Genomic DNA, 18,777 nt, shown 5'->3' on the forward strand with positions numbered 1-18,777 from the left:
ATTTTACTTTTTATATATTAAAAACATTTTTTTGAAATAACTTCACCTTTTATCATTTTACTGGAGGTCTGATTAATATGAGTGAACCACAAGCAACATTATCTAAAATAAATCTATTAAATCCTGAACATCCGAATAAATCAACGGCTGTTATAAACGGCAAGTCCTCAGGTTTATTAAATTGGAATGATATTGCCTATCCACAAATGTATGATTTATACCAAACATTACTATCAAATTTTTGGAAAGCTCAAGAAATTAATATGCAAGATGATATTAAACAATGGGATTTCTTATCAGAGGTTGAAAAAGATGTTTTCTTACGCATCAATACACAGTTAGCATCCTTAGATAGTTTACAAACACCTACGATGAGCCAAGTCATGGATTATGTGACAGATTCTAGTTTTAAGGCTATTTTTGCTGTTATTTCTCAGCAAGAAGCAGTCCATAATGAATCCTACTCTTATATTTTAAGCTCTCTTGTTCCTTTAAGAGAGCAAAATGCTAGATTTGATCAGGCGAAAGACGATCCAATCGTACAAAAACGAAATCAACTAATTTTGGATAGTTATGAGAAATTTCGTTCCAACCCTACTCCACAGCATTTATTTGAATTAGCGATTAATTCAATTAACTTAGAAGGCATTTATTTTTATGCTGGATTTGCTTTCTTTTACAATCTTGCTCGACAGCAAAAAATGCTAAAAACGAGTACGATGATTAGTTATATCCAACGAGATGAGATGCAACATGCGTATTTTATCTCACAATTTGTACGAATATTATTAACAGAGAACCCGGAATTAAACACAGAAAAGAATATCGACTATATTTATCAAACGATAGACAAAGCAGTACAACTTGAAAAACAATGGGCCAACTACATCCTAAAAGAAATTGATGGTATTGATTTAACTGAATTTGAATCATATGTTGAATATCTAGCTAATAAGCGCTTACGGCAATTAGGATTAAAAAATAACTATGATAGGCAAGAAAATCCAATGCCTTGGATTCATGTTTTCAGTGATGAGATGATCAATGAAACGAAATCAGATTTCTTTGAACAGAAATCAAGAACATATACCAAAGTTTCCGAATCCAATGGCTTTGATGAACTATAGGTGTACAATATGAAAATGGCAATCATCTATACGTCTGTTACTGGAAACACCGAACAATTAGTGCATATCATTGCTTTATTCTTTAAAACAAACAACCAAGCGATCGATATCTATACTGTTCACGATTTTCCAATTCAACAATTATCTACATATGATTTAGTAATTGTTGGTACTTATTCTTGGGGAAATGGTGATCTTCCCAAAGAAATGGAAGGTTTATATGAGGCATTTGAAATGCAAAATGTTGACCATCTAATCACAGGTGTATTTGGTACCGGGGACCGCTTTTACCCACACTTTTGCGGCGCAGTTGATGAATTCCGTGACATGCTTTATGCCCATACCAACTTAGCAGTGACATTGAAAGTCGAACTCATGCCACAAAGTAGTGATTTATCCAAATGCGAGAAATTTTATAAATCACTTATGAAGCGAGTGCAAAAAGCAAAAGTCAACTGATCCCAAAAACGACTCGATGTTTTCGAGTCGTTTTCCATTTATTTGTTAACTTTTTATTCCTAAATATAATAATGAGCATGTGATATAATATAGTAAATATTTGATTGGAGGTGACTACTATGAAAGAAGCATTACAACAGATTCTTGATGAAATAAAAGGTTTAAAACAGAACATGTCTACTTGAACTGAAGATGTATCTGGATTAAAGAAAGACGTGTCTAGTTTAAAGAATGATGTGTCTGGCTTGAAAGATGACGTGTCTGGGGTAAAGAATGATGTATCTGGTTTAAAGGATGACGTGTCTGGCATAAAACAAGGACAAGAGCGATTAGAATCAAAGGTCGACAACTTATCACTAGAAGTGCGAAGTAATTTTAAATATACAAACGATAAGATAAACGACCAATACAATGTTTTTGAAATTGTTTCGAGTGAAATAAAAAGTACAAAAGTTGACATTGAATATCTCAGTTCCAAAGCAGGCAAACATGATACAGAACTTAACAATATTATGTCTAAATTAAAAGATTAAACAATCCTGATGAAGCAGGTTAATTGTAACGCAAATATCTTAAAAAATCGTCATTAGAATGAAATCACTCCTATTTAACTACACTCAATTTAACTGGTTCTAGCTAATTTTTAGTCCATTCCTCCTGCTTCCCTAGACATCTAACTATCTCTTAAATAGTAAACTACTGAAATCTTCTATTTTTTATCTAAATGACAAACCAAAAAGCTAATCATCACTTAAATGTTTGGAGCCATCTCAGCGCTTCCGTTGCGATCAACGGCTTACTATAATAATACCCTTGAATTTGATTACATTTTGGCTCTTTTAATTTTTCTAATTGCCCGATTGTTTCCACCCCTTCAGCAACGACATTGATATTTAAATATTGTGCCAGCATAGTAATCGCCTTCACAATGGCCGAGCTATGTTCACTAGTTTCTAAATCTTGAATAAAGGAACGATCAATCTTAAGTGTATCGACAGGAAGCTTTTTTAAATAATTCAGTGACGAAAAGCCTGTTCCAAAATCATCCATTGAAATTTGAATGCCATGTGTTCGAAGCTGATTAATTTTCTGTATGATCAATTCAGAATGTTGGATCAAGATTGATTCTGTAATCTCTAACTCTAGCAAATTCGGCGGCATCCCTATTTCAGCTAAAATCTTAAACACTTGATCAACAAAATCTTTTTCTAAAAATTGATTGCTCGAAATATTAACAGCAACAGAAAAATCCTGTTGATATGCATGTCGCCATTCCATATGTTGCCTACACGCTTCTTTTAACACCCAAGTTCCAATCGGGATAATTAATCCGGTTTCCTCTGCTATCGGAATAAAATGTTGCGGTGAAATCATACCAAATTGCTGGTGCTCCCAACGTATTAATGCTTCAAAACCAACTACTTTTTGTTTCAGCACATCAACTTTAGGCTGATAATGTAGTAAGAAATCTTCTTGTTTAACTGCTTTGCGAAGCTCCTGCTCAAACATAAGTGTCTCGTAGGCTCCTGCATTCTTTTCTACATTTGCTAACTGATAACATCCTTTTCCTTGATTTTTAGCGCGATACATCGCTGAGTCGGCATAAGTGACGAGCATATCTGCATCATCACCATCAAACGGGTAAAAGCTTATTCCAATACTCGCCGATAAGTAGCATTCTATTTCATTCAAGCAAAAAGGCTTCGCTAGCGCGTCGATAAATGCAGAAGCAATCTCTTCTGCTTCTGACCGCGTCCCAACTTTTGGAACAATACAAATAAATTCATCCCCACCAACTCTCGCCAAAAAGTGGGCCTCTTCTTTACAACTCCCCAACCGTTTCGTTGCTTCTTTCAGGACTTGATCCCCATACTTATGCCCTAAAGAATCGTTTATTTGTTTAAAACGATCAAGGTCGATATATAGTAACGCAAACTTCTGCTGTTCGTTCTTACACTCGTTCATCAGTTGTTGTAGATAAGAATCAAAATATAAACGATTAGGTAAATTCGTTAATGCATCATGATAGGCAAGAAATTTATATTTAAATAGTTTATCATCAGTTACAGAATCCATATATGGTTCTTGTATTTGCGTCAATTGCTTCTCACCTCTTTTCTTATTTATCCATAAATGTCACTTCATATTCACAATGAACGTCACCACTCACGTGACATTTCGTTTCTTTAGCGTGTACTTTTTTATCTAGCACTTTTTCCATCGCACCAGCTAAAATGGCACCTTCTAAATCACACACTTTTTCCTTCTGTTTTGACTCCACTCCTTTACAGAAACAGTCATCCACTTGAATTCGCATCGTTTCGTCTGACTTAGAAAGCAAAGTTGGTACCCCTATTTTCATGTCTTCAAATAACGCTAACGCTTCTTCCACTGTATTTATTGGAAACTTCTCACCAATTTTTTTCCCGACAGTGAAAGTTGTACCTTTCCCCTTCATTGGTAGGCCTTCATACATTCCAATTAATCGGATCGCCCGATATAGTTCCATCGGTACCCATTCCCCAAGTTGTTCTCTTTTTATATTTTTTAAATTATCAAATGAATATCCACACATGATGTTTCTCCTCCAATCTCGGATGTGACCGCACTGTTTAGTACCATTCATTTTAATCAATCATTTATAACAAAAAATTGATCTATATCAATTTTTAAACAAATTTGTTTAAAAAATTTCGTAGTAAAGGCGAGTTTCCTCTCGATCATATCTATTTAGAGCTTTTAATGAGTTCATGCGCATCATCTAACAAATACGGAATACCATTAATCAAAACACTTTAAAATAATAAAGCTGCTCAAACAGGTTTTCACCTATTCGAACAGCTTTCTTCTAAAGTCCTATTTCTTCTCACTAATACTTTTTTGCAATGAGACAAGCTCTTCTGCAAACTTTTGGATTCGTTCACTAACATTTTCATCAACAATTTCGTTCACATCATCAAAAGCATCATCCTGAATATACACGCTCGTTGCAGGTACAATTCCTTTTAGATAGGAAAGGATTGGCTTGAGTTGATATTCGGGAACAAGGAAATGATTATGAGAACCTGCTGTTGCAACCATACCTGTTACTTTTCCTTTCAATGCATCAACTGGAAGATGGTCGAGTACATTTTTTAACGCACCTGAAATCGATGCTTGATAAATTGGTGTCCCAATTACAAGCAAGTCAGCAGATGTTATCTTGTTGACCACATCCCATGTATCATCATTATAATAAGCTAACGGTGATCCATTAACAAATTCTACTTCATAATCTCTTAAATCAACTAATTCGGTTTTTATATCTTTATCGACTGCCTTTGCTGCTGTTAAGACTTTGTGGACTACCACATTTGTCTTCCATCCAGCTAAATTACCGGAAAGTCCAACAAGTTTCACAAATGATCCCCCTTCATAGTATTTAATCTAACAACTCAAGCATCTGCAAACCATGCAAGATTCCATCTTCTTCCACCGATTTTGTAACATACTTAGCAGCTTGCTTGGCTTTTTCATGTCCATTCCCCATTGCTACACCTTTTTCAATTTGAGATAACATCTCCAAGTCATTCAAAGAATCACCAAATGCTGCTTGATTTTGACTAGGAATCCCTAATTTATCTATAATTTTTTTAATACCGTTCGCTTTTGACCCACCCGTTGGAATTACATCAACAGATAGTGGATGCCAGCGGATAAAATCGAATTGTTTGTACGTTTGCTCATAAAAAACTTCTTCGCCTTCGGTACAAAATAGCAATGATTGATACATTGCTCTACCTTTATTATATTCTGGATCATGTGTTGGAAATTGGCCGATTTTTAATGTTTGGATACTTTCCTTTATATATTTGTGTTCTCGAACATTAGCTCTCATGTCTTGATGATCCATGAACACAACTGGATGATCCCTTGAAACTGCCTCCTCTGTCAAAGAGGCTAGAGCGTCTGAATGTAGTGGATTAGTATAAATGACCTCCCCATTTAAGACAACATATTGCCCGTTATAACTAATATATGTGTCGATCTCTAATTCCTTACGAAGATCTTCATACATAAAAGGTGCACGTCCTGTGGCAATCGCCACCACATGTCCTTTTTCTTTCAATGCAAAAATAGCGTCTTTCGTACTTTTTGGTAGCTTCTTTTCCTCATCCAGAAGTGTCCCATCAATATCAAAAAAGATAATATGTTTATTTGTCATGATTGTTCTATTGCCCCCATCTAACTATTTATTTTATATTTTTAATCCTTTTGATCATCATAACTGTCATTTTAACAGGTTGTTGTACACGAAACCAGCGGGACAAAAAGCCCGTATCCAACAAACAAAAGACGCCTACTCTATTAAGAACAGGCGTCTTTTCATCTATAGGTATCTGTTATTCTTCTACTCCACTAGCAGCTTCCACTTCACTGATTGCAACTCCAAGAGCTCTAGCAACTCCTTCTCCATATGCAGGGTCTGCTTTATAGCAGTTATTAATATGCCTTAATTTTACTTCTTTCGTTGTCCCTTGCATATTACGAGCTGTATTTTCAAATAAGATTTGCTGCTGTTCTGGTGTCATTAACTGGAATAACTTTCGTGGTTGGGTATAATAGTCATCATCATCTTCGCGGAAATTCCACTCATATGCATTTCCATCTAATGGTAGTGGTGGTTCTTTATATTCCAATTGTTCTTGCCATTCACCGTAACTATTTGGCTCGTATGGTTTTGCTCCCCCCATATTTCCATCAATACGCATGCCACCGTCACGATGGTATGGATGAAAATGTTTCACACCTCTTGGGTAGTTAACTGGAATTTGCCAATGGTTCACTCCTAACCGATAACGTTGCGTATCACCATAGGAGAATAAGCGACCTTGTAACATTTTATCTGGTGAAAAACTAATTCCTGGAACAATATTTGTTGGCGCAAATGCAGCTTGCTCCACATCAGCGAAATAGTTTTCCGGGTTCCGATTTAATTCAAATTCCCCAACTTCAATAAGTGGAAACTCACTCTTATACCACACTTTTGTTAAATCAAATGGATTATATGACATCTTTTTCGCTTGTTCTTCCGTCATCACTTGAATATACATCTTCCATTTTGGAAAATCACCATTTTCAATTGCTTCATATAAATCTCGTTGATGACTTTCTCGATCTTTCCCAACAATTTGCTCTGCTTCTTCATCGCTAATATTTTCGATTCCTTGTTGTGTAACAAAATGGAACTTCACCCATGTACGTTCATTATGAGCATCAATAAAACTATACGTGTGACTACCAAAACCGTGCATATGACGATAGCTCTTTGGAATACCTCGTTCGCTCATGGTAATCGTGATTTGATGTAGTGCTTCTGGTAACGATGACCAAAAATCCCAGTTATTTTGCGGACTCCGCATATTTGTTCGTGGATCACGTTTAATCGCATGGTTTAAATCTGGAAATTTCTTCGGATCCCGAAAGAAAAATACTGGCGTGTTATTTCCAACAAGGTCCCAATTTCCTTCTTCTGTATAAAATTTCAGTGCAACCCCTCGAATATCACGCTCTGCATCCGCTGCACCTCGTTCCCCTGCAACAGTAGAAAAACGTGCAAACATCTCGGTTTGTTTACCTACTTCAGAAAAAATTGCTGCTCTCGTATATTTGGTAATGTCATTCGTAACTGTAAACGTACCAAACGCACCAGAACCTTTGGCATGCATACGACGTTCAGGAATAACTTCTCGATCAAAATGAGACATCTTTTCAATAAACCAATAATCTTGCATGACTACTGGACCACGCGGACCAGCCGTCATCGTATTTTGGTTATCTGGTACTGGAGCACCAAACGCTGTGGTTAATTTTTGTTCTTTTCCTTCTTCCACTTGCTTTTTGTTTTTATCATCCACCTTGATCACCATCCTTTTTTAATGAATAGGAAACATAATTAAATCGTATCAAAAAAGGAATTAAATAAGTTAAAAAAGTGAAATAATTCAACAAATTGTAATTGACATACATTATCGATTGTTAAGTGTAAAAAACATAAATAGTTGTCGCTTTTATTCCCCCTCATAACGAATTGACGCTTGTTAATTATAGTAGATTCATGCTTGAACATGAAAAAATTCCCTTTTTTTACTCCAACATCCAAAAAAGGCAGGTACTCCAACCTATCGTCAAGTACCTGCTACCAATCTTAATGATTTGAAGTTTTTTGAAAATCAAACAAGAAAATTTTTAAAAAGAAAAAAACAAATACGATTATTGCTAGGCTCATTAATGTCCTTCCCAATGCGACTTGTTGGTTAGTTAGATAATTGTTACATAACCGTACCGGTGCATTGACGTATAACCATCCCATTACAAAACACATTGAAACTACATTCGCCCATACAAACCCTTTAAATATTGAAGCTATCTTTTTCCAACTTAGCGCTAGTGGCAAACCAATCAAAAGTGGAACAGTAACGAACTTAAACAGTTCCATCCACCCACTATTTAGTGCTGCATCAATAGACCTTGGCAAAATCCAATAAAAACTTGTAAATAAAGCAATCAGAAACCCTGGAATCCCATTATGGTTATAGGAATCTTGTATTGTTTCACAGCGACCTTGGATACCCCGTCCCAAAAGATAGCCCGAAACCACTAACAAAGGAATTTGAATCAGCATTTGTCCTATCATGGATACAGCTAAATACTGACGCATAGCTGGGAGACTTAAAACAACAAACAATGCTACACCACTAAACAACCACTTTCGTTTACCCATCCTTAGCACCTACAATATCACTAACTATCTCAACTACTTGATTTGGGAGGTCATAATTAAAAATCCGAACTAAGCGCCCGTTTGGATCAATTAAATAAAAAGCCGCATTATGTTCAAAACCATCTTCAGCAGGAATCACAATCACACCTGACTGTTCTAGCAAAAGATTAAGTTGTTGTTGGTCAGGAATCCGAACCATTTTCCAATTCTCCCCATCCGCTTGAAATACCTCTTCTGCATGTTGTAATTGTTCTGGTGTATCGCGTACAGGGTCAAAACTTATACTTAACAACTGGAGCTCGTCGTCAACCATTTGTTCAGGAAGACCTTTATATATTTTTAAAAAGTTCCTCTCAATTGCAGGACACACATCTCCACAAGCCGTATACATATACGTTGCTAACACATATTTCCCTTGATAATCAGATAGTTTAATCCTATCTCCTTCACTATCTTGAAACGTCACATCTGTTAACAACGGCGTATTATTAGTAATCGAAGCCCTTCTAGCCTGTTCTGCAGTAAATGCTTGAAATTGGTCCGTACTAATAAACAGAATCATGCTGCCCGTTATCGCGATCACAATGATAAGGAGTACATTTTGCTTAACCATGTTTTTCTATCCTTGGATCCACATTCGATTTCATTCGCCCAATGTTGCTAGCATAGTTAATAAATCGTATAACGAAAGCTAAAAAAGCTAGTGTAACAAGCGTTCCAAACAAAGCGCCTATGATATCTGCTGGAACCCATTCTTGAAAGTGCACTGCCCACCGTCTTGGCGCACTTACTTTTCCAGAAAATAAAAATGAGCCTGTTAGACCTAAAAAAGCAACAATGAAAACCCACAACGATAAGCGGTCTAATCGATTATCCTGACGTCCACCTTCCACTTTGGTTAAATAAAACATAAACCCAATGATCATCGCACAAGCACCCAATCCCATATACATGTGAAAATGTCCAGGTACCCATTTCGTGTTATGCATCACATGGTTGATCACGATAGTTGCATCAACAATTGCCGGGACAACTCCAATCACCCAACCAAACATCGATAAATAAAGGAAGCTTGACGCAATATCCCATTTGATTCCTGAACGATAAACTAGTAATAAAGCACCGTATGCAGTCACGACCAATACTGGTAACCCATTTGCATAGGACAGAACTTGCCCTAGTATCAACATCCATTTCGGCATTACGAAGTCCATTAACAAATGGTGGGGATAAATGATAACCGTAAACAATGTGGACATGTTCCATGCAATTAATAACGCTTTACTCCCTTTCCACGGTCGTCCTGTATACCTTGGAAGTAATTCATAAACAGCGATTACTCCCATATAGATAATCGAGTTAGCAAAAATATGCCCAAATGCATAGATCATATTTTTTGCTAGTAATGGATCAATTGTAAAACTAGGAATATATAGGTTGATGAGGCTCATTGCAAGAATTGCTGCCCCTGTAATTAATGCCGTAATATTTACAATACATACCATTGTACCTGCGGCAATTGCAGGAGCTGGTCCATATCCTTTTACTATCCCAAGTATTTGTGGCCAACCTAACGACTTTGCAAAACTTCCATATTCCTTAATGATGGCACGAGAAAACTCTAAATATAATAGTAAAAATCCTGTACCTATAATTAACATGCCACCTAAATAAAGTGCTGCAGCAGTTTGGCCCCACATCCCCCCTGATATAGCAGGTAGTGGATATAAAAATGTCCAACCACCAGCAAAATCATAAGAAAAAATACCGATAAGAACCATCGTTACTCCAATTAAGAAAAAGACAATATTCATTATAAATATCCCTAATTTCAAATCAAGGTATTGGTTCAAAAAGTACCACATAACAGCAGTTCCTGCTAATGCTGCAATCCCTATCATCCCAGTTCCATGAATCGTTAATAATTTATAAAACATACCTGCCCCAAGTTCAATCACATTCCCTTGCTCAAGCAGCATTAATACCCCAAAAAACATCATCAATAATAGAACGACCCCTGTCAAACTTAATGGAAAAACAACCGACCGTTTACGACTTGTATCAATCCATACAGTTAATATGTTCCCCAATTTTTCATCCCCCTTTATCCCTTACTTGGTAACTGTGATTTCCTTACTCATGACATGATGCGCCACCCCACAATACTCTAAACACAAAATGGTATACGTACCTGGCTTCTCAAATTGATAGTAAACCGTATTTGTATACTCAGGCATTGCTTGTGTTTGCGCGACAATATTCATGTTCTCATCATATAAACCAAACCCATGGTTCACATCACTACTCGTCACATGAAATGCAACATAATCCCCAACTTGTAATTTCTCTTCTGACACTTCAAAACCAAATTGTACAGCTTCCACATACACATCCAGCGGTGCCCCCTTTCCCTCGGCCCGCTCAAAAGGTAAGTCCTTTAACGTGTAATAAGAAGCGGTAGAGAATCCAACGAGTAAAATAACCAGCCAAATCGACCGCAAAAAGTACCCCTTTGCTTGTACTTTAGAATACTCCACTCGCCTTCCTGATTTCATTAATACAAATAAAAAAATAAAAATCACAAATGCACTAAGCAACAATGTGATTACCCAAGCAGCTTGTTGATACATAACTCCATCCCCCATCATAAAATGTAATCGCTACCGGTATTTATCCTATACAATGTTGTCAGAACATTCTGTGATTACCATCACTAATTTTCATACCAAATATATAGTAAAGTGCGGAAAGTAGGCCTCGGTGCCTGTCACTCCACGTTTTTTGTCGAACGCAATAAAGTAGGAATGGCGTGGAGTCCATCGCTTTTTTAGTAATAATCAACCAAATCATGTGTTGATATGAGTAGAATTTTATCGATAAAAAATTGAACAATAAATAGAATCTCTTATTGTGAATTCGGAGGCTTAAGGTGAAGAAATAGTTAAAGAGTTGATGGGATATTCCATTTGTAAGTATGTTTTGGTAGACATCTAGTTCAGTGGTTTTTGCTTCTTCCCCCACTGAGTGTTCTACCACAAGGAGAGACCCGCAAGCCCTTCAACCAATCGTGGGGGTAAAAGCAAAAGTTTTACTCCCACTTAAACATCTTCCTTCCCTATCATGTTTTGAAGTGGAGGCTTACGGACGGTTGCACCGGGATAAACATTTATATATCAATAAAAATAGGAGTACAAAACGCTATGCGATTTGTACTCCTAAATAATGTGTCATTTATGTTCCCCCTAGAATTGCCCATTTAGCTCTAATCTAAGCTCTTTTTAACTAATATTCATATATAAGTGGGCTATCTTCGGGGGCTTTCTTCTCAACCTATCAATCTTAGTGTGGGGGGCATATTAACCTATTTATATTCCTACAAGTTTTCCGTGCTAATTAATTCAGACTGAACGATGTATCTGTCTGGTGCTGAACCAACAAAATCAAAAGGATAACACGTTGTTAATGTTAACGTAGGCCTTTCCTTTTTGACAATAACCGTTCGATCTTCTGCATCTGTTATCCACGTTTTCCGAATTTGGTACTCATACTTTTCTCCATCTACCTCTAAATAAAGTTTATCTCCTTCTGTCAACTCATCTAAACCAATAAATACCGTATCTCGGTGACCAGCAAGCGCTGTATGCCCATTTTCATTTGGATATACTGTTGAAGGTGTATCATACATGCCAACACCTTTACTTAAAGAATGTGGATCTGTACCAAAAAAGACAGGAAAAATTTTACCCATTTTAGGAATCGTTAACTTTCCGATTACTCCTTCTTGTCCAAAGGGGGCTGCTTGTTTGGTATCATCCTGTTTTTCAGTATTTTTTTGTTGCTCTCGTTCCATTATTTGCTGACGATAACGTAACGCTTTATCTATCTTATTATCACCCGATACTTTTTCTTCTGATAATATAATCGTTTTTTGTTTGTTGGTATCATCCCATTCTTCATCAATCGATTGCGCTTTTTCTGAATCAATAATAACTGAATTTGCTTGTACCCACCAACCATATCCACTCCATAGTACGATCGCTGTTCCAATAATCACGAATAAAAGACCAATCTTTCTCTTTTTGTCCATGGACATCACCTTTTATTAAAACTTTCGATAAAGTGAAACTTCAATTGGTGGAGTCTTTTTAAATCCACCACTAATCTTTTAGTACCGCAAGGAGATACCCGCAACTCTCCCCCACTTTTCTTCTACTATTTCACCTCGTAATTTGAAGCGAGAGGGGGTGTGCTTACTGCCAGTTACTCGCGGGATAAAACGAGAAGGATAGGCATACCCTACCTATCCTCCCTCAACCTATTATTGTGCTCGTTTTTTTCTAAATAGGAACAAGCCACCAAATGCCATAATTGCAAATCCAGCTACTAGCCCCATAGGGAAATTTGTAGCAGTGTCTGCAAGCTCTTCACCCTGTTCTACTTCTTCTTGTACTGACTCATCTTTTTCATCTGCTACGTTTTCATTTGCTTCTTCGGCTGGTTGATCTGATTCTTCTGCTGCATTCTCATCTGCATTTTCTTCAACTGGTTCTTCTGTTTCATCACTAACTGGTTGTTCTAAATCCATCATTGCATAGTAAGCTGGTTTGACATTGAATTCTGAGTCAAAAACAAATGGTGCATCTTTTCCTTCACCATCATCGCTATGTTCTTCTGCACGATCATCAAGCCAAGTATGGTCATCAGCAATTCCCCAGAATGTTACATTACTGATATCAGCACCCAATTCTTCATAGAGGTTAAAGAGTTCCTCATAACGTTCTGCTTGCTCATCATAGACCTCTTGAGGAATTTCCGCTTCTGTTTTAAATTCCCCACTTGGAGGCCAACCATAAATGCTAACGTCCAATTCTGTAACTTGGTTGTCTAAACCTAGATCTGCAAACATCTCAAAGGATTCCCGACTTTCCTCGATCGTAGGCCAGCCAATTTGAATGTGTGACTGGTGCCCTACCCCATCAATTGGAACTCCTTTATCAACCAAGTCCTTCACAAGATTATACAAATGTGTTCTTTTAGGTTCAACTTCTGTATTGTAATCATTAATAAATAGTTTGGCATCATCACCAGCAAACTCTCTTGCTGTTTCAAATGCTACTTCAATGTATTCAGTACCTGTAATTTGGTACCACGGGGATTCTCGAAGCCCCTGTTCATTAGGTTCTCCATCGTCAATTGCTTCGTTCACTACATCCCATGCATCTACATCATCTTTATAACGAGTGACAACTGTCTCAATATGTGTTCTTAGTCGGTCTAATAAAAGCTGTTTGTTTGCTTCACGTTTGTCAGGATCTTCTTCATCAACCATAGGGTTCCCTTCTTCATCTAGGAAAAGCCAATCTGGTACTTGGCTATGCCAAATGAGTGTGTGGAATCGTAAATACATATCGTTTTCTTTAGCAAACTCAACGATCTTATCCGCCTCTTCCCAGTTAAATTCACCTTCTGTTGGTTGAATGTTAATCGGTTTCATGACGTTTTCCGCAACAATACTATTATAGAGCCTCTTTAAAACTTCACCATGCTCCCCTTCTAACTGGTATGGTTCAATGGCAGCACCTATTTTAAACGTGTCTTCAAATCGATCATCGATTGGAGCCACTTCTGTTGCATGAGTAGCTTCTGATTCTGCAGCAGAAACCGTACTCATACCAAATGGTAAAGCAAGAGATAATGCTAGTCCTGAAATAATCGGTTTACGCAAAACTTTTAACATACACTTCTCCCCTTTTATTAGTTTAGAACACCATATAAATCGCTTACAAAATTGGTGTTTTGATTCACCTCCATAAAAACTTTTTAGCTTGATCCAAATGGACCATAAAGCTTCCCAATATATGTAAGCACTTTCAACATTAACCATTATACCCCCTTATCTTTGTTTATTCAATATATAAACAAAACTATTTTAAAATTTTTGAAAATTTACCGTTATATCTCCGGTAACACCTTTATTTCGTATTGTTTTTGTTTATTGGTTATACGATCTTTTTTTACATCGGTACCTTATTTCCTCGCATTGTCTTATCTAAAAAAGACAAGTACTACACTGCATTCTTGTGTAATACTTGTCCTTTAACTTTTTAGATAGTGTCGTGAACCAATTGACCAAATTCATTTAAATAATCTATCGTTGTTGTATTAGTCGATAAATCAATAAATAACTCACAATACTTGTCACCATACTCCCATGCAAGACAAACTTCATTCTTTTCGGATGGTTTGATTTTAAACTCTCCATTGAAAGCAGGGTATTCATTTCTAAAACGGATAAGCTCTAACAATCGTTGAACAACCTCTTTTTCAAGTGACTGATCAATCTCTTCTAGGCTAAAGTTATGTCGGTTGATTTCTCTTCCTTCTCCAGTCTTCTCTACACTTTCTACATCATTTTCCCCTGCAAGCAGCCCGACATAATACACCTGTGGAATACCAGGTACAAAAAATTGAATCGCTCTTGCTACTATATAGGCATCGTCATCATTATTTAGAAGGGAATAATAAGTACCTCGAATTTGATGAACATCAAAACCATCTTCTGATTTATGCTCATCAGATAAAACGAGACTTAAACTGGAGCCTCTCTCTACACATATATCAACTATTTCTCTAGCTTCTTTCGTATCAATAAGATCATCCATATCTGGCTTCACTGGTACACCATCATGACAATCAAGCATCGTAAACTGCTTTTCAGGACGATCATTCAAATAACGGTAGAGATTATCGCTAGATTTATTCATAATCGTATCAAGTACCGTATAAGGAAGAATAAAATCATAAATCCAGAAACCATGATCGGCTAACTTGTATTGTGTCGAATAATGAGAATGCACTTCTGGAAGCAATTCAATATCTAATGAATCTGCCAATTCTTTAATCCAATCTAAGAATTGATAGATTTCAGGCTCGACAAAAAAGCAACTAGTACCTAATTTTTTAATCACATATCCTACTGCATCTAACCTTACAATTTTGATATTATTTTTACTAAAGTTAACAAAGAATTCCGTTAATAGCTCTTTCACCTTTTCTGAATGAACATCTAGGTCAATTTGTTCCGATGGTTCTGTTTTACCAAATGTTGTCCATACCGTTTCTTCTTCCCCTGTTTCTTCAATTTGAAAAGTAGAATATGGCTTCTTTCTTCGTAAAAACATTTTATTAATGTCTTCTTGTTTCGGTTGACCATCTTCCCATAACTTGTCTAATGTTATAAACAAATCGGCATATTCAGACGCCCTACCTTTTTCGAGAAAATCTTGAAAATAATGAGAACGCATAGAGATATGGTTTACCATTAAATCTACTAAAATATCAAAGTTTTCCCCAATTGCTTTCATATCTTCCCAAGTACCAAATTCTTTTTCTATTTCTAAGTAAGTAAGTGGAGCAAATCCTCTGTCTCCTGAAGACGGAAATGGCGGTAAAATGTGAACGCCACCCTTAAAAATATCGGAAAAATGGTTATGAAGCACATTGTTTAAGGTTTTCAAATTTCCACCTATTGAATCTGGATATGTAATCAGTTGCACTTGATTTTTCAATGTCATTTCTTTACTCCCCCTTATAGACGATACATTTCTTTGATTTGATCCAATTTCGGCAATTCTACTACTGCGCCGGTGAATTGTAACTTATAAGCACTTACAGCAAAACCGAGGTTCAGCGCTTCTTTAATGGTATGACCTTTGATGATACCAGCATAAAAACCAGACCAAAAAGCATCTCCTGCTCCTGTTGTATCATTTACTTCATCAGCCATAGTATTAAATGTAATCGTTTCTTCCCCATTAGAAACAATCGCTCCATCCTGTCCTAACGTCATGATCACTAATTTTGCACCAAGTGCTAAGAATTTTTCAATCTGTTTTTCATTGCTATCTTTTCCAAATATTCTTTCTGCATCATCTTCTGAAGGCTTTACAATATCAACGTCTTTAATAATCGATTTTACATAGCCGATTCCATCTTCCCCTTTTTGCCATAACATCGGATGGTAATTTGGGTCAAAACATACTAATGATTGGTTCTCCTTTGCTACCTCGATACATTTTTCAATCGTATGACGAGCAGGGACCATTGAGATCGGCCAACAAGAGAAATGAATGATGCTGGAATCTTTTACTACTTCTTCCAGATTAGAACTGTATGCTAACTGAAAATCAGCATCCCTATAAAAAATAGGTTTTGGTGAGGCTTTACTCTTGGTAATTAAAACCATACTTGTTGCATAGTCTACCTCTTGAATCGTGCTTGTGTTTATATTCACTTCTTTCAATTGATTCATTAGGAAATTCCCAAGCCCATCTTTGCCAACTGATGAGGCGACAGTTGAATGGATCCCTAATCTTTTCGTATTAATCGCAATATTGGACGGTGATCCTCCAAAATACTTATGAAAGGTATTACTTTCAAAATTTTCACCATAGTCCTCTGCTATCATATCAATTAATAGTTCTCCAATAGTTAATAGATCATTGTTTTTTTTGTTAAACTGAATTCCCTCATGTAAATGGAACATCCTTTTCCCTCACCTTCACATTCAACGAAGCTTCACTTTTCAGCTATAGATTGCATTTATATAAATAGAAGTTACCGAACCACTAAAGCAGTTTGGTAACTTACTGAAAGATTATTGTCCATTCTTGCCTTATTTCACCTGATAGACTCTAGCTTCATATGGGCGGAGAGTTATCGAGTCTATTGATTGATCGGCAACTTTATAATTGCTTAACTGTAAATGTAATGATTGACCATCAAGTTCACTTCCTAAATCTAAACTAGACTCCACCTCAAACAAGTTGACCATAATAACATACTTTTCATCACCTAAAGTCCTTGTATATGCATAGATTTGGTCATGATCTGCTGCTATGAGATCATAACTACCATAAATAAGTGTTTCACTTGACTTTCGTAGGGAAATCAACTCTTTATAGAAATAATAAATAGAGTTAGGATCTTCTAAGTTTTGTTCAACATTAATATCTGCGTAATTCGCATTCACCTTTAGCCAAGGAGTTCCTGTTGTAAAACCTGCGTTTGCATCACTTGACCATTGCATTGGTGTCCGAGAATTATCACGGCCATTCTTCCAAATAACTTCCATCACTTCTTCATGTGATTTACCCTCATCTCGCTCTTTTTTATAAAGGTTTTTGATCGCGACATCATTGTAATCATCAATAGAATCAAACTTGACATTCGTCATGCCAATTTCTTGTCCTTGGTAAATAAATGGGGTACCTTGCATTAGAAAATAGAAGGTGGCCAATGCTTTAGCTGACGTTATTCGTAAATCTTTATCATTCGCCCATGTAGAAACGGATCGTGGTTGATCATGATTTTCTAAAAATAATGCATTCCAACCAACACCGTCTAACCCTTTCTGCCAATGCGTTAAGACTTTTTTTAGTTCATGGATATCTAAGTCACCCGTAGTACTAGTTCCCCACAAATTCAAATGATCAAATTGAAAAATCATATTAAAGTAACCATTTTCCTCGCCAACCCACTGGTCAGCCTGTTCAACTGTCACACCATTGGCTTCCCCTACTGTCATCACATCATAATTGGCAATCGTTTTATCAGTAAAATCACGCAAGAACTTATCAATCCCTGGCTGATTCATATGTTTATCAAACGATGGCACGTAAGTTAAATTATCTGGGTTAGGCATATCTGGAAATCCTTCTTCCTTTTTGATATGCGTGATGGCATCGATACGGAAACCATCAATCCCTTTATCAAGCCACCAATTAACCATTTTATAAAGTTCTTCTCGCACCACTGGATTTTCCCAATTTAGATCTGGTTGTTTACGGGAGAAAACATGCAAATAATATTCACCCGTTTTGTCATCATATTCCCAAGCTGATCCATTAAAGATAGACTCCCAATTATTTGGCTCTTTTCCGTTTTTTCCTGGATGCCAGATGTAATAATCTCGATAGGGATTGTCTTTTGAGGAACGTGATTCAATAAACCATGGATGTTCATCTGACGTATGATTGATGACCAAATCCATAATGATCTTCATATCACGATTATGTGCTTCTTCTAATAATTGGTCAAAGTCCTCCATCGTTCCGAATTCGTCCATAATAGCTTGATAGTCACTAATGTCATATCCATTATCATCATTAGGAGATTGATAAATCGGACTCATCCAAATCACATCGATACCTAAGTCCTTTAAATAATCTAATTTTTGGATTGTTCCTTGAATATCACCAATACCATCTCCATTGGAATCCATGAAGCTTCTAGGATAAATCTGATATGCTACTGCTTCTTTCCACCATGTTTTTTTCATAATTGTTCCCCCAATAATTTTTTTAATATCTATTTTTCTTATTTCAAATTTTGGTAATCACTATCTCAAACGATAAAATCTAAACATCA

General features: G+C 36.5%; 17 protein-coding genes. 3 read left to right on the forward strand and 14 right to left on the reverse strand.

Translation table 11 applies throughout. From position 1 onward, the window contains the following. Positions 1-77 precede the first annotated feature (77 nt). The 3 genes from FCI53_RS04380 to FCI53_RS04390 all read left to right on the forward strand — a co-directional run bounded on the left by FCI53_RS04380 (position 78) and on the right by FCI53_RS04390 (position 2,119). Positions 78-1,127, forward strand: a complete 1,050-nt coding sequence (locus tag FCI53_RS04380; protein ID WP_138416215.1) for a ribonucleotide-diphosphate reductase subunit beta — start codon at positions 78-80, stop codon at positions 1,125-1,127. 9 nt (positions 1,128-1,136) lie between these two features. Further along, the gene (locus FCI53_RS04385; RefSeq protein WP_138416217.1) at positions 1,137-1,586 is read left to right on the forward strand and encodes a flavodoxin domain-containing protein; all 450 of its coding nucleotides are present in this window, start codon (positions 1,137-1,139) and stop codon (positions 1,584-1,586) included. A 215-nt stretch (positions 1,587-1,801) separates the two neighbouring features. Continuing rightward, complete coding sequence (locus FCI53_RS04390) at positions 1,802-2,119, forward strand: hypothetical protein (protein WP_246050006.1); 318 nt, start codon at positions 1,802-1,804, stop codon at positions 2,117-2,119. Positions 2,120-2,333: 214 nt separating this feature from the next. Here FCI53_RS04390 and FCI53_RS04395 read toward each other — a convergent pair whose 3' ends face one another. The 14 genes from FCI53_RS04395 to FCI53_RS04460 all read right to left on the reverse strand — a co-directional run bounded on the left by FCI53_RS04395 (position 2,334) and on the right by FCI53_RS04460 (position 18,688). Continuing rightward, on the reverse strand, positions 2,334-3,686 hold the full coding sequence (locus FCI53_RS04395; protein WP_138416219.1) for a putative bifunctional diguanylate cyclase/phosphodiesterase: 1,353 nt from the start codon (positions 3,684-3,686) through the stop codon (positions 2,334-2,336). Between the two features lie 19 nt (positions 3,687-3,705). Then, positions 3,706-4,161: a V4R domain-containing protein gene (locus FCI53_RS04400; protein ID WP_138416221.1), complete on the reverse strand. Its 456-nt coding sequence runs from the start codon at positions 4,159-4,161 to the stop codon at positions 3,706-3,708. A 281-nt stretch (positions 4,162-4,442) separates the two neighbouring features. Then, complete coding sequence (locus FCI53_RS04405; protein WP_138416223.1) at positions 4,443-4,985, reverse strand: NADPH-dependent FMN reductase; 543 nt, start codon at positions 4,983-4,985, stop codon at positions 4,443-4,445. A 22-nt stretch (positions 4,986-5,007) separates the two neighbouring features. After that, complete coding sequence (locus FCI53_RS04410) at positions 5,008-5,790, reverse strand: Cof-type HAD-IIB family hydrolase (RefSeq protein WP_138416225.1); 783 nt, start codon at positions 5,788-5,790, stop codon at positions 5,008-5,010. Between the two features lie 178 nt (positions 5,791-5,968). Beyond that, the gene (locus FCI53_RS04415; RefSeq protein ID WP_281279500.1) at positions 5,969-7,483 is read right to left on the reverse strand and encodes a catalase; all 1,515 of its coding nucleotides are present in this window, start codon (positions 7,481-7,483) and stop codon (positions 5,969-5,971) included. 290 nt (positions 7,484-7,773) lie between these two features. Next, positions 7,774-8,349, reverse strand: coding sequence for a hypothetical protein (locus FCI53_RS04420; RefSeq protein ID WP_138416229.1), 576 nt, complete (start codon positions 8,347-8,349; stop codon positions 7,774-7,776). After that, positions 8,342-8,962 (reverse strand): SCO family protein, encoded by a 621-nt coding sequence (locus FCI53_RS04425; protein ID WP_138416231.1) that lies wholly within the window; start codon positions 8,960-8,962, stop codon positions 8,342-8,344. The genes FCI53_RS04420 and FCI53_RS04425 overlap by 8 nt, the downstream gene beginning before the upstream one ends. Beyond that, the gene (locus tag FCI53_RS04430) at positions 8,955-10,439 is read right to left on the reverse strand and encodes a cbb3-type cytochrome c oxidase subunit I (RefSeq protein WP_138416233.1); all 1,485 of its coding nucleotides are present in this window, start codon (positions 10,437-10,439) and stop codon (positions 8,955-8,957) included. Before FCI53_RS04430 ends, FCI53_RS04425 begins: the two co-directional genes overlap by 8 nt. A gap of 21 nt (positions 10,440-10,460) precedes the next feature. After that, the gene (locus FCI53_RS04435) at positions 10,461-10,979 is read right to left on the reverse strand and encodes a cupredoxin domain-containing protein (protein WP_138416235.1); all 519 of its coding nucleotides are present in this window, start codon (positions 10,977-10,979) and stop codon (positions 10,461-10,463) included. 743 nt (positions 10,980-11,722) lie between these two features. Then, entirely contained in the window at positions 11,723-12,436 is a 714-nt protein-coding gene (locus tag FCI53_RS04440; RefSeq protein ID WP_246050007.1) for a class D sortase, read from the reverse strand. Positions 12,437-12,667: 231 nt separating this feature from the next. After that, positions 12,668-14,086, reverse strand: a complete 1,419-nt coding sequence (locus FCI53_RS04445) for an endo-1,4-beta-xylanase (RefSeq protein WP_138416237.1) — start codon at positions 14,084-14,086, stop codon at positions 12,668-12,670. Positions 14,087-14,453: 367 nt separating this feature from the next. Then, a complete protein-coding gene (gene gtfA, locus FCI53_RS04450; RefSeq protein ID WP_138416239.1) occupies positions 14,454-15,923 on the reverse strand; it encodes a sucrose phosphorylase in 1,470 nt (489 codons plus the stop codon). A gap of 14 nt (positions 15,924-15,937) precedes the next feature. Further along, positions 15,938-16,894, reverse strand: coding sequence for a carbohydrate kinase family protein (locus FCI53_RS04455; RefSeq protein WP_138416241.1), 957 nt, complete (start codon positions 16,892-16,894; stop codon positions 15,938-15,940). A 129-nt stretch (positions 16,895-17,023) separates the two neighbouring features. After that, positions 17,024-18,688, reverse strand: a complete 1,665-nt coding sequence (locus tag FCI53_RS04460; protein ID WP_138416243.1) for a glycoside hydrolase family 13 protein — start codon at positions 18,686-18,688, stop codon at positions 17,024-17,026. Positions 18,689-18,777: the final 89 nt, after the last annotated feature.

It is taken from the genome of Aquibacillus sediminis, assembly GCF_005870085.1.
Classification (GTDB): Bacteria; Bacillota; Bacilli; order Bacillales; family Amphibacillaceae; genus Aquibacillus_E; species Aquibacillus_E sediminis.